The sequence below is a fragment of the Winogradskyella litoriviva genome, assembly GCF_013249065.1.
Taxonomy (GTDB): domain Bacteria; phylum Bacteroidota; class Bacteroidia; order Flavobacteriales; family Flavobacteriaceae; genus Winogradskyella; species Winogradskyella litoriviva.
This window is the reverse complement of record NZ_JABRWQ010000001.1, coordinates 28663-41163: the sequence shown is the minus strand read 5'-3', so window position 1 is coordinate 41163 and position 12501 is coordinate 28663. Positions and strand designations below refer to the sequence as shown.

At 32.1% G+C, this 12501-nt stretch carries 9 protein-coding genes; 3 read left to right on the top strand and 6 right to left on the bottom strand.

What is annotated here, in order from left to right:
- Positions 1 to 7: 7 nt before the first annotated feature.
- From HNV10_RS00155 to HNV10_RS00145, 3 genes are all read right to left on the bottom strand, one after another.
- On the bottom strand, positions 8 to 2008 hold the full coding sequence (locus HNV10_RS00155; protein WP_173299314.1) for a urocanate hydratase: 2001 nt from the start codon (positions 2006 to 2008) through the stop codon (positions 8 to 10).
- Positions 2008 to 2169, bottom strand: coding sequence for a DUF5522 domain-containing protein (locus tag HNV10_RS00150; protein WP_173299313.1), 162 nt, complete (start codon positions 2167 to 2169; stop codon positions 2008 to 2010). Before HNV10_RS00150 ends, HNV10_RS00155 begins: the two co-directional genes overlap by 1 nt.
- Before the next feature lie 368 nt (positions 2170 to 2537).
- A complete protein-coding gene (locus HNV10_RS00145) occupies positions 2538 to 6617 on the bottom strand; it encodes a T9SS type A sorting domain-containing protein (protein ID WP_173299312.1) in 4080 nt (1359 codons plus the stop codon).
- 233 nt (positions 6618 to 6850) lie between these two features.
- On the opposite strand from HNV10_RS00145, the gene HNV10_RS00140 reads away from it, so the two are divergent.
- Genes HNV10_RS00140 through hemL form a run of 3 tightly spaced genes read left to right on the top strand, consistent with a single transcriptional unit; the run spans position 6851 to position 9899 of the window.
- Complete coding sequence (locus tag HNV10_RS00140; RefSeq protein ID WP_394353340.1) at positions 6851 to 7768, top strand: 1-aminocyclopropane-1-carboxylate deaminase/D-cysteine desulfhydrase; 918 nt, start codon at positions 6851 to 6853, stop codon at positions 7766 to 7768.
- Between the two features lies 1 nt (position 7769).
- On the top strand, positions 7770 to 8609 hold the full coding sequence (locus HNV10_RS00135; RefSeq protein ID WP_173299311.1) for a glucosaminidase domain-containing protein: 840 nt from the start codon (positions 7770 to 7772) through the stop codon (positions 8607 to 8609).
- Positions 8610 to 8612: 3 nt separating this feature from the next.
- Positions 8613 to 9899 carry a glutamate-1-semialdehyde 2,1-aminomutase gene (hemL, locus tag HNV10_RS00130; RefSeq protein ID WP_173299310.1) on the top strand — a complete coding sequence of 429 codons (1287 nt, stop codon included), beginning with the start codon at positions 8613 to 8615 and terminating at the stop codon, positions 9897 to 9899.
- Between the two features lie 54 nt (positions 9900 to 9953).
- On the opposite strand, the gene HNV10_RS00125 is transcribed toward hemL, so the two are convergent.
- The 3 genes from HNV10_RS00125 to HNV10_RS00115 all read right to left on the bottom strand — a co-directional run bounded on the left by HNV10_RS00125 (position 9954) and on the right by HNV10_RS00115 (position 12428).
- Complete coding sequence (locus HNV10_RS00125) at positions 9954 to 10295, bottom strand: hypothetical protein (RefSeq protein WP_173299309.1); 342 nt, start codon at positions 10293 to 10295, stop codon at positions 9954 to 9956.
- Positions 10296 to 10395: 100 nt separating this feature from the next.
- Positions 10396 to 10842 (bottom strand): hypothetical protein, encoded by a 447-nt coding sequence (locus tag HNV10_RS00120; RefSeq protein ID WP_173299308.1) that lies wholly within the window; start codon positions 10840 to 10842, stop codon positions 10396 to 10398.
- 89 nt (positions 10843 to 10931) lie between these two features.
- The gene (locus HNV10_RS00115; RefSeq protein WP_173299307.1) at positions 10932 to 12428 is read right to left on the bottom strand and encodes a hypothetical protein; all 1497 of its coding nucleotides are present in this window, start codon (positions 12426 to 12428) and stop codon (positions 10932 to 10934) included.
- Positions 12429 to 12501: the final 73 nt, after the last annotated feature.

The window sequence follows — 12501 nt, the reverse complement described above, 5'->3', positions numbered from 1 at the left end:
TTTTTAGTTAAACTTCGTTTAATAAATTGTCATCTACGATATTTGGTAATGTTATTTTTAAATTTGGTTCTAATTCCATAGCGCGTTTAATGGCAAAAATAGCACCTTCATTTCTAGCCCAACTTCGCCTAGAAATCCCATTATTAACATCCCAAAAAAGCATTTGTTTTAAACGCTTTGATGATTCTATACTACCATCAAGAACCATACCAAAACCACCATTAATAACTTCTCCCCAGCCAACACCACCTCCATTATGAATACTGACCCACGTAGCACCTCTAAAACTATCTCCAATAACGTTTTGGATTGCCATATCTGCTGTGAATTTAGATCCATCATAAATATTGCTCGTTTCTCTGTATGGTGAATCTGTACCAGAAACGTCGTGGTGATCGCGACCAAGAATAACATATCCTATTTCATTATTTTCAATAGCTTCATTGAATGCTTGAGCAATTTTCATTCGACCTTCGGCATCAGCGTACAGTATTCTTGCTTGCGAACCGACTACTAGTTTATTTTCTTGAGCGCCTTTAATCCATTGAATGTTATCAGCCATTTGTTGTTTAATCTCTTCAGGGGAATTTTTCATAATTCCTTCTAAAACATCACAAGCTATTTTATCAGTTTTTTCTAAATCTTCAGATTTACCAGACGCGCAAACCCATCGGAATGGCCCAAAACCATAATCAAAGCACATAGGTCCCATAATATCTTGTACATAACTCGGATATTTAAAGTCAACTCCATTATCTGCCATAATATTTGCTCCTGCACGAGATGCTTCTAATAAGAATGCATTTCCATAATCAAAAAAATAGGTGCCTTTTGCGGTATGTTTATTAATAGCATCTGCATGTCTACGTAGTGTTTCTTGAACTTTTTCTTTGAATAATTTAGGCTTATTAGCCATCATAATGTTGGCATCTTCAAAAGAAATATCAACAGGGTAATATCCTCCAGCCCATGGGTTATGCAGCGAAGTTTGGTCACTACCTAAATCGATATGAACATTCTCTTCGTCAAATTTCTCCCATACATCTACAATGTTTCCTAAATAAGCTATGGAAATTGTTTCTTGTTCAACTTTTGCTTTGCGAACTCTTTCTACCAGTTTATCTAAATCTGTGATTTTTTCGTCTATCCAACCTTGGTCTAATCTAACCTGAGCGATTTTTGGATTTACTTCTGCACAAACAGTAATGCATCCAGCAATATTTCCTGCTTTTGGTTGTGCTCCAGACATTCCGCCAAGTCCAGAAGTAACAAATAGATTTCCTTTGGGCACTTTTTGAATTCTTCTAAAACCATTTAGAACCGTTATCGTAGTGCCATGTACAATGCCTTGAGGTCCAATATACATATAACTTCCTGCTGTCATTTGCCCATATTGAGTAACACCTAAAGCATTAAATTTTTCCCAATCGTCGGGTTTGGAGTAGTTTGGTATCATCATTCCGTTAGTTACTACAACCCTTGGTGCTTCTTTATGAGATGGAAATAAGCCCATTGGATGACCAGAATACATCACTAAGGTTTGCTCATTATTCATTTCCGCTAAATATTTCATAGTTAAGCGATATTGTGCCCAATTTGAGAAAACAGCACCATTCCCGCCATATGTAATTAATTCGTGAGGATGTTGCGCTACTGCATAATCTAGGTTGTTCTGAATCATTAACATAATTGCTGCAGCTTGCTTAGATTTAGCAGGATATTCTTCTATTGGTCTAGCGTACATTTTGTAATCTGGTCGCAGGCGATACATGTATATACGACCGTAAGTATTTAATTCATCTTTAAATTCAGAAATTAGTGTTTTATGATTCTTCTTATCAAAATAGCGTAACGCATTTTTTAATGCCAATTTTTCTTCTTCATTGGTTAAAATTGCTTTACGTTTTGGAGCATGATTTATAGATGTGTCATAAGGTTTTGGTTCTGGTAATATATTAGGAATGCCTTCTAGAATTTGATCTTTAAATGATAATTTTGATACTTGCATTACTTTTTTTTTAATGTATTTTTATTGAATCCATATGGGCAATGTCTACAACCACTTTCGCAACAATAGCCGCGCTTTAGATGATATTGTTCTGTAAAGCAACGATATCCTTCTGGTGTGAGATAGTAGTCTCCATCTTCAATTGGGACGTAATTCTTCATATAAAACAAAGATAATGTAATTTGGTGTGATTTTTGAAACGAATAAATTATGATCTTAATTTCTAAATATATTGTTCCAAGAGGTTATGTTGGAATAACTATTTTTCCTTTTATGTTTTTAAAGTCGAAAGGTTTAAAGGGAAATGAAATACTGTTAAATCATGAAAAAATCCATCTTAGGCAACAATTAGAATTGCTTATTATTCCCTTTTTTGTTATTTATATTTTAGAATTTTTAATTCGACTCGTAAAATATAGAAACTGGAGTTTAGCCTATAGAAATATTTCGTTTGAGCGTGAAGCTTATACAAATGAAAAAGACCTTGATTATCTAAAATCAAGGCCTTATCTAAATTTTTTAAATTTCTTTAATTAATTATTACTTTTTTTGTTGCTATGGCTCCGGTTTCTAAAGACACTTTTACAAAGTATGTTCCTATACTTAAATTATTTGTTGGGAACCTGTAATCCGAATTATTTACATTTAGATTTTTATGAATCACTCTTCCTGTTACATCAAATAATTCAAATGATTTTATAGTGCTTAATTGTGACGTCGCATTAACGCTTTCATTAAAAGTTCTGATTTCTAAGTCAGAAACTATCTCTTGATCCTTTATACTTAATGATTGCGTAGTGAATCTTAAAATGAATCGATTATTAAAAACACCTTCGTCAGTATTAAATACGTATTGACTAGTTCTTAAATTATGTATAATATTCAGTTCTGTATCTTCTAGGAAAATATTTTGACTTGCATTTGCAAATAAACCATCTAACTTATTAATTGAAATTGTGAACGTTCCAGAATTGTTTGTCTTGTAACCTAATGGAATTGTTTCTGTTTCAACAAAAGGAAGGCCTTTTCCTTGTATAGTTAATTTTTCATCGCTAGCTAAAGAATAAAATTGATTACCTGTTTGGTTCATTAAATATCCATCATATAATCTGTCTATACCATCAGTTGCACCATTTGTAAATCCAATTAAAGTAGATAATGCGGTGTTATCTTCATTCACTAAATCTAACCAAATACGATGTTTGTCTTCCGTAACTGTTGTGCTTCTGTAGAATCCATCATTTGCGAAATTTCCTCTCATTGTATTACTAAAAGTAACACTACTATTTGTTGGTGCAGAATCTAACATTAATGCAAAGAATCCTTGTCCTGCTGCGATATAATCATTAAAGCCAGGAGGAGTTGAACCTAAACTGTTTGCTGCTAAATATTCGCTATCGGAATAATTATAAACATAACCGTTATAAAAAGGATCGTCGATAGCACTACTTGCTGGTGTAAGGTGTTGCCAAAAATATAATGTACCATCTATAGCAGGATTAGCTAAAACAAAATCATTAAGGGATATGGCAGAAGGATAAGGGTTACCTAATAAATTCCAGTTGTCATCTTCATCGGTAGCCGTATTTCCAATACCTGCATAATTTGCGCCAGTATAAGTTCCACGAGTTATTGGTAAAGAAATTTTACCATTATTTAATGTGCCTATAAATTCCGCTGTATTAGATATTGAAGTTCCAGTTAAACCTCTAACAATATAGCCTTTACCTAGGCTCATGTCTTCTAAGGTGTTTGTCCAATTACCATGATTACCTGCGGTTCCATTGGCTACGGTTGGTATCCATTTGTAAATAGCGAAACTTGGTGTGCCTGGAGATATGTCTTCTACATCAAATACATCGACTGGAGATGACCAATAAACATAATCAAAATTGTTAATACCATCAACCTTACGTCGTACTTTTGCGTCACCAGTATTTTTATTAGTATTAACATCAATTATTTGAATAATACTTGCGCCAGTATTCACTTGTAAATCTCCCATTGGTTCAATAGCAATAACATCTTCAATTGTTAAAGAAGCATCTGACTGCTGAGTTAAAGTTGCACCATCTTCAATTGTTAAATTATAACCATAGCCGTCTGTAGAACTTAACATTATTGGGTCGTTTGCTGTGTCAGGTATTGTAATACAGTTTGTGTCAACTGGGACTCCTACAGGAGTCCAGTTATTTGCGTTTTCCCAGGCAGTGCTTTGTGAGCCATTCCATGTTTTCTTGCCTTCAACAGTTACAGTTGTTGGATCTAATTCTACTAATGTTGCTCCACTACATAAATTATATGTTACTTCGGCATAATAAGTTGTAGTTTCTAAAGGACTCACTTCAATTTGTCCATCATTATCTGGGTCAATTATTTCATTTGCTGCAGAAATTGAGTTTTCGTACCATTTTAGAGTTGTAATAGAATTTCCAGAAGGTGTAAATCTCCAGGCTTCATTTGTTGCAGTCCAACTTGTATTATTGGAGTTTCTTCCAGGTGCTACAGTGGCTGTATTAGAATCTCCTTGGATACCTACCACAGCTCTTTCTGAATTCCATGAATTTCCATCAATATTTTTTTCTTGTATATATACTTCTATAATGTTTGTGTCTTCATAGAAAACCATCATTCCTGTATATAATTTAGAATTGTCAGCGTACATAGGTACATCTTTCCAGGCTGTAACTAACGCTTGACATCCAGTATCTAATGTAATCAATTGATAACCTATTTCTCCTCCTTTACTTGGGTCAACATCATGGTGAACACCATATACTGAAGGTCCATAATAATAATGTCTAGCTCCAAAATCGTAACTAGAGGCGTTTCTTGAGTTAGGAATGATTTGAGTAATTGCCCATCCAGAATTCGTGTTTTGTAGTCTATCGGCATCAAATGAAACAACACCGTTAGACCCTATAACGCAAGAGTCATAAGTATTTCCATAAAAGCAAAAATTAAAAGGTAAATTAATTTTAGGTGAAAAAACATCATCTACATTAACACTTACAGGATACTCTAAGCATCCAAATTGATAAGGTGGATTATAGTCAATTGGTTCAACATTATAACTTGATGTTTCTCCTAACTCTAAATAACTAGCTTCTAGAATAGTACTTCCAACGGAACAATTTATATTAACATCTGAGCCAGATGACCCCAAACCTCCTGCGTTTACCGATGGACATGCTAAGCTAGCCGTGCCTAAATCTGTAGTTATTTGACATGTTTCTTGTATACATATAGTAAAAGTCCCGTTATCTGCGGTAATATTCTGTCTGCTATAAACTCTCACATGATATGTGGTTCCTACATTAAGTGCTGTTAATGTTGTTGTTTCAGGAGCTGAATTTAGAGTATTATTCACGCAAGCCAATGAGGTTCCTGATCCAGTACAGCCTCCAACAAAAACTTCAAAAGCTATGTTGTTAATTGATATGGCCTCTACTGTTATTACATGCTCAGGTCTAGTTGCTACAAAAGAGTACCAAACATCATCATCTGCTGTGCCTGAACAGCCTGTGAAAGACTGCGTTCCTCCAATTGTAGTTCCTGTTACTGGATTACAAATAAAAGAAGGTGTGAGCGATATAGCATTAGCACAATCATCATTTGGAGGTGGTGGATTAGTGACTGGTAGTTCTTCAACACATATATCAAAAGTTCCAGTTTGACCTGAGCCACTAAAATAACTATAAACTCTAATATGATATTCAGTTCCTATAGAAAGTCCCGTTAGTGTTGTAGTTTCTGTTGATCCTCCTCCTGTACCGTCTCTACAAATTATAGAGCTTCCTCCACAGCCACCAGAAAAAACTTGAAAAACTATATCATTTATCGTTCCTGCTTCAACTGTAATAGTGTGGTCTGTTGATGTTGCAACAAAAGAATACCAGACATCGTCATCTGCAGCACCAGCGCAGCCAGATAGAGATTGCGTTGCGCCAACTGTTGTGCCTGTTGTGGAGCTACATGTTATACTTGGAGTTAATTCAATTGCATCTGTACATGAATCGTTAGGAGGTCCGCTAGTCACTCCACTTCCTGTTATATTAATGTCATCAATATAAATTTGGTCATTATTAGCAGAAGCATCACAAACTATTCTAAATCTCGAATTTGTACTAAAAGTATAAGCTCCTGAGGTTAATGTAATCGTTTCATTATATACGGTTCCGTTATTAAAATCTGTGCCACGAATATAATTAGCAATAGTTGTATAGCCAGTTCCGTCGTTATATTCTAAATAGAAGTTTTCTCCGTTTTCCATGCTGTTTGCATAAAAAAGAAAACTAAATGTAACTGATGAATATGGTGTTAAGTTGACGTTATCACTGTACATTGAAGAATTAGTACCGGAATTATCCCTAAGTCTAACGTTACTATTGCCGTTAAGAAGTGTGCTTGTAACTCTAGCGCAATCGTTCCCTCCATCGTTCCAATTTCCCCAGCCAGATTCAAAATTATCAAATAAAGGCAATTGAGCATATGCTAAATTACTATTCAATAAAAATGATAAAAAAACCAATAAAAGTAATGGTTTCTTGGAAGCGATTATATATGACTTAAACTTAATAAATTGCTGAGAATGTAAAGTATTCTTCATAATAAGTAGGTTTTTTAAAACTATAAAATCACTTTTTAAGTGTCTTACTAGTTGCTAAAATCTTTAATTAATTTGGACTAATTGTGTTTAATAATTTGTCAAACGTAATAAAAAATATGAATAAAAAATAATTTTTTACCGATAAAACGACAAAAAACATCGATAAACTGTAATTTGTACGAATTGACTTTCAAAAATAGGTAGATTAAGATTAAAATACGATATTTGTCTTTGTGAAAAATACAGAATTAATCAATTATAATGTCGAAAATCAGAAGATAGAATTAGATGGTTCTATTGAGGTCGTTATAAAACGAGAAGATTTGATTCATCCATTTATTTCAGGTAATAAATACAGGAAATTAAAGTATAACTTAATAAGAGCAAAAGAAATAGGTGCTACTTCTCTTTTAACTTTTGGAGGTGCGTTTTCAAATCATATAGCTGCAGTTGCTTTTGCTGGTAAATCTTATGGTTTTAGAACTATAGGGGTTATTAGAGGGAATGAGTTAGAAACAATGCAGGTTTTAAATCCAACATTAACTTTTGCTAAAAGTTGCGGAATGGAATTTAAATTTGTTTCGAGAGCTGCATATAGACAGAAAACAAGCCAAGATTTTATTAATCTATTAAGAACTGAATTTGGTGAGTTTTATTTAGTGCCAGAAGGAGGTACTAATAATCTTGCAATAAAAGGTTGCGAAGAAATTTTGGTTAAAGAAGATTATCATTATGATTTTATCTGTTGCGCAGTAGGAACTGGAGGTACTATTTCTGGTTTAATAAATAATTCTAAAAGTCATCAAAAAATATTAGGTTTTCCGGCATTAAAAGGTGATTTTTTACAACAAGATATTTGTAAATTTGCAAATCAAAATAATTGGAAATTAATAACTGACTATCATTTTGGTGGTTATGGTAAAATAAAGCCTGAATTAATTTCGTTTATAAATAAGTTTAAAAGAAATCACAATATTCCATTAGACCCTGTTTACACAGGAAAAATGATGTTTGGTATATTTGATTTAATAAATAAAGGGTTTTTTTCTAAAAATTCTAAAATACTAGCAATCCATACAGGAGGTTTACAGGGAGTTACTGGTATGAATGAAATGTTGAAGCGAAAAGGCCAACCTTTAATAGAAATATAGAATGAGATTTAAATATATTATTTTAGTAATTATACTCGCTGCGTATAGCTGTGGTCCTAAAAAAGGTATTGTTACTAAAAAGAAAGAAACAACAACTAAAAAGGTAATTGTAGAAAAAGAATCAAATACTGAGAAACAATTTGAAGTAAATGAAAAACCTGTTGTCCAAAAAGAAAAAGGGCCTAGAAATGCTGTAGAAATTTATATAGATCAATATGCGCATATCGCAAAAAACAATATGCAGAATCATAAAATTCCGGCTAGTATTACCCTTGCACAAGGTGTTTTAGAATCTGGTGTAGGTAAAGGACGATTAGCAGTAAAGGCAAATAATCATTTTGGAATAAAGTGCCATGGATGGAGAGGTGCTAAGATATATCATGATGACGATCGCTCACAAGAATGTTTCAGAAAGTACAAAAAGGTAGAAATGTCTTATGAGGATCATTCTGAGTTTTTAACAGGAAGGAAACGCTATGCAAGTCTATTTGAATTAAAGCCTGATGATTATAAAGGTTGGGCAAAAGGTTTACGAGCTGCTGGTTATGCCACAGATAGAAAATATCCTCAAAAGTTAATTAGTTTAATTGAGCGTTATGAACTTTATAAATATGATGCTGAAGTTTTAGGTAAAACTAATTCTAAAAGAAAAAGAAGTTCTACCACTATAATTGAAGGTAGAAAAAAGACAGTGACTTTAAAAAAGCACATTGTAGCTAAAGGTGATACTTTGTATTCACTTTCAAGATTATATAAAACATCTGTTGAGGCCATTAAGGATAAAAATAATTTAAAATCTAATGATCTTTCTGTAGGTCAACAACTTATTATTCCTAATTAAAATATGTTATATCAAAGAAGTAGTGCTTTATTTACTGAAGCAAAAAAGGTGATTCCAGGAGGTGTGAATTCACCAGTTAGAGCGTTTAATGCTGTAGGTGGAACTCCGCTTTTTGCTAAATCTGCAAAAGGTGCTTATGTTTATGATGAAGACGGAAATCGTTTTATAGATTATATAAATTCTTGGGGACCAATGTTGTTGGGTCATGCATTTCCTCCTGTTGTTGATGCTGTTATAGAAAAAACAAAGCAAGGTACTTCTTTTGGAATGCCAACAGCAATAGAAACAGAAATAGCTGAATTAGCGGTTTCTATGGTGCCTAATATAGATAAAATACGTTTTGTAAATTCTGGAACAGAAGCTTGTATGAGTGCTATTAGATTAGCAAGAGGATTTACCAATAAAGATAAAATTATAAAATTTGCAGGCTGTTATCATGGTCATAGTGATTCATTTTTAATTGCTGCAGGAAGTGGTGCAATTACTTTTGGAACACCTAATAGTCCTGGTGTTACCGAAGGGACAGCCAAAGATACCTTACTTGCAAGATATAATGATATAGAGAACGTAAAAGCACTTATTGAAGCTAACAAAGGAAAAATAGCTGCAATTATTATTGAACCAGTTGCTGGTAATATGGGTTGTATTCCTCCAGTTGATGGGTTTCTAGAGAATTTAAGATTAGTTTGCAATGCTAATGATATCTTGTTAATTTTTGATGAGGTAATGACTGGTTTTAGGTTGGCAAAAGGAGGTGTACAAGAACTAAAAGGTGTTAATGCAGATATTGTTTGTTTTGGTAAAGTAGTTGGTGGTGGATTGCCTGTTGGTGCTTTTGCTGCAAGAAATGAAATAATGGACTATTTAGCTCCTCAAGGACCTGTATACCAAGCCGGAACTTTAAGTGGTAATCCATTAGCAATGGCTGCTGGTTTAGCGATGCTAAAAGAAGTGAATGCTGATAAAGGATTAATGAATAGGCTAGAAGAGAAGACTAAATATTTACATAACGGAATTACTGATGCTCTTAATAAGAATAATGTAGTACACACTATTAATAGAATAGGTTCTATGATTTCAGTACATTTTTCTGAAGGCGCAGTTGTAGATTTTGATTCAGCTGCTAAAGGTAATAATGAAACCTTTAAGAAATTTTTTCATGGTATGTTAAATCATGGCATTTACATTGCTCCGAGCGCATTTGAAACTTGGTTTATTACAGATGCTTTAACATATGAAGATTTAAATGAAACTATTGCAGCAGTTGAGGTAATAGCGCAGACTTTGTAGATTGAAATATAAAATATTGGAATAAAAAAAGCCTCACATTTGTGAGGCTTTTTTTTAGTTTTCTAAGACGTAAGCTTTATACGACTCATATTGTTGTTCTGATAAAATAGATTTAATTTTATCATCTAATTGTTTCTCTATTTTAGCATCCTCTTCATCAGTAATATCTTTACCTTCTAGATTAGCTCTGCTTTGTCCGTAAAGTTTTAATGCTTCATAAACTTCGTCACGTTGATCGTTATCGAATTTTACATATTTCCTTAAAGTTTCAGTTTTTTTAGCAGCTTCAGCATTTATTTCTTTCATTGTTTCTAATTTGCTGTTTTGTGCAACCAAAGTTTGGCTGCCAATTAACATTGCAAACGCAAATAAACATAGAGTAATTACCTTTTTCATTATGGATTATTTAATAAATTGGTCACTAAAGTAACAATTTTATTCAATAAAATAAAAAAGTATCGACTAAGCGATACTTTTTATTGTAAAAAAATCTTTTTTACTTACGGTCTTTATGGTTTTTTCTTCCTTTTTTATTTTTCTGAGGCTTCATTTTTTCAAACTTAGCGTATTGTTCTGCAGTTAGAATATTTTTCATTTTACGCTTCATTTCAATCTGCTCATCCAATCTTTGGTTTTGCATTTTTACAAATTCTTCCTTAGATGGCTTTTCTTTTTGCTCTTCAGCTTTTGCTTTACGTTCGTTTCTGAATTTTTCTCTTTTTGTGGCTTGATCTAAAATTAATGCTTTAACTTCTTTTTGTTGTTTGTCTGTTAAATCTAATTTTAGTGTTAGCTTTTTAGATTTTAAATCTGCAATGTCCTCTGGAGTCATATCTTTTCTTAACTCCGATCTGTTTTCTTTGTCCATACCTTTACGTCCTTCTCGTTGAGCAAAACCAGTAAAGGTTACTAATGCTATTGCAATAATTAATAATTTTTTCATTTTGTTTAAGTTTTTATGTTATATGGGTTTAGACAATCTAAATGTTATAACGTTTAATGGATAGTTTATTTTTAACAAGAATTTTAACATTACAGATTAAGAAGTTGAAGTGTAGTCTGGTATAAATCTGTTTGATTTATCTTACTTTTTAACCATGCATAAAAACTGATTACAAAGATGTCTTCTTCAAGAATAGTAATCCACTCAAAGGATTTTTCTAATTGTATTTTAAAAGCTTCAGTGGTTATACTTTCTGGATTTAAATAATATTGTTCTGCAAATTTTAAAAATGTTAGAATTCTAGTCTGTTCAATTTGGTTTAGGTAGCTAGTGTAACTTCTTCTAAAGCTTTTTAATCTCGAAAAGAATAAATCGTCTTCCTGTAGTTCAATATACAATAAGAGTTCAGCTACGTTTTTTTTAATTACCCAATCTAGGCCAGCTTTTTCTTTATACCATTGGTCAGTATGGTAAAATTTTGAAGAAATTGATTTGGCTTTATCATAGTTGCCTTTTTGAAAATAGAACATAAAACAAGTTAACTGAAGATCTAGTAAGGTTTCTATGTCGTTATTCTTCTTTTGTAAAATGTTTTCGGTTAATAAAATCGCTTCATCTTGTCTGTTGGTATAATTGAGATTTAAAACTTCTACCAGAGTTTTTTTTAAGATAAAACGCTTGTAATAATAGCGTTGTTTTGATTGCATCAATTGTTCCATTTCTTTAATGTAAAGTAATGATGACTCAAAATTTTTGTTTCTAAATAGTGTGTTAGCTATTATGTATACAATATGTATTTGATAAAATAATTGTTTGTCTGTTTCTTTTTTTAGCTTTAAAGTATTGTAGCTTTTTAAAACAAAATCTTCAATTTTATAGTATTTAGTTGTTACTAATGCAGAGAAATGGGCAATTGCTAATATTTGATACAAAGATTTAAAAGACAAAGAGGAGTCTAATTTTATGTTGTGTTCTGTGAGAATTTTTTCTAATTCTACTTCAAAGTCAATCACTTTTCCTTGATAAGTGATTTCATTTAAAACTGATTTTAGTTTGGCATATACAATATTAAGTTGGTCTTCTAGTTGATGTTTCTTTTGGTTCTCTTTTTGTTTTAGTATTAATTCATTTAAATCAATTTTAGGATAATTTGAAGCATATTGAATTTTAGTATGGTAGATCTCATTTAGCATAGGAAACAATAAGTGCTCATCGGCTAAGCGTTCTGCTTTGTCCAATATTTTATAGGCTATTTTAAAATTATTTTGAAGTAAAAATGTACGCGACGCTAAAATGTATTTAACAATTTGCATATCTACTGAGTTTTCGTCTTCAAGATTTTTATTAGCGGTAAAATCTATTAACGATTGAAACAATCGTTTTCTAAGTGCATGGTAGGCATTACTCTTTTCTGTATTGTAAAGTTTTTTACAAATAGATTTTGAGTCTTCAATACCAGCAGCAATTAACTTAAACAATTGAACGTTTTTAGTGTCCTTCCGTTTGTTCTTTTGTTGAAGATAATTTACAAATTTCTGATGCTCTTCCGAAGAAAATGTACTAATAATAGAATTTATTTCAATCATTTGTTCGTCAGTAATTATTATAATATAGCCTTAAATATAAAGTAATTTGAATATTATTTTAAAATTATATCGT

What these genes read in the sequence shown, in the direction of transcription:
- HNV10_RS00145 (WP_173299312.1), bottom strand. Translation starts at nt 6,617, where the DNA reads ATGAAGAATACTTTACATTCTCAGCAATTTATTAAGTTTAAGTCATAT.
- HNV10_RS00115 (WP_173299307.1), bottom strand. Translation starts at nt 12,428, where the DNA reads ATGATTGAAATAAATTCTATTATTAGTACATTTTCTTCGGAAGAGCAT.
- HNV10_RS00125 (WP_173299309.1), bottom strand. Translation starts at nt 10,295, where the DNA reads ATGAAAAAGGTAATTACTCTATGTTTATTTGCGTTTGCAATGTTAATT.
- HNV10_RS00155 (WP_173299314.1), bottom strand. Translation starts at nt 2,008, where the DNA reads ATGCAAGTATCAAAATTATCATTTAAAGATCAAATTCTAGAAGGCATT.
- hemL (WP_173299310.1), top strand. Translation starts at nt 8,613, where the DNA reads ATGTTATATCAAAGAAGTAGTGCTTTATTTACTGAAGCAAAAAAGGTG.
- HNV10_RS00150 (WP_173299313.1), bottom strand. Translation starts at nt 2,169, where the DNA reads ATGAAGAATTACGTCCCAATTGAAGATGGAGACTACTATCTCACACCA.
- HNV10_RS00135 (WP_173299311.1), top strand. Translation starts at nt 7,770, where the DNA reads ATGAGATTTAAATATATTATTTTAGTAATTATACTCGCTGCGTATAGC.
- HNV10_RS00120 (WP_173299308.1), bottom strand. Translation starts at nt 10,842, where the DNA reads ATGAAAAAATTATTAATTATTGCAATAGCATTAGTAACCTTTACTGGT.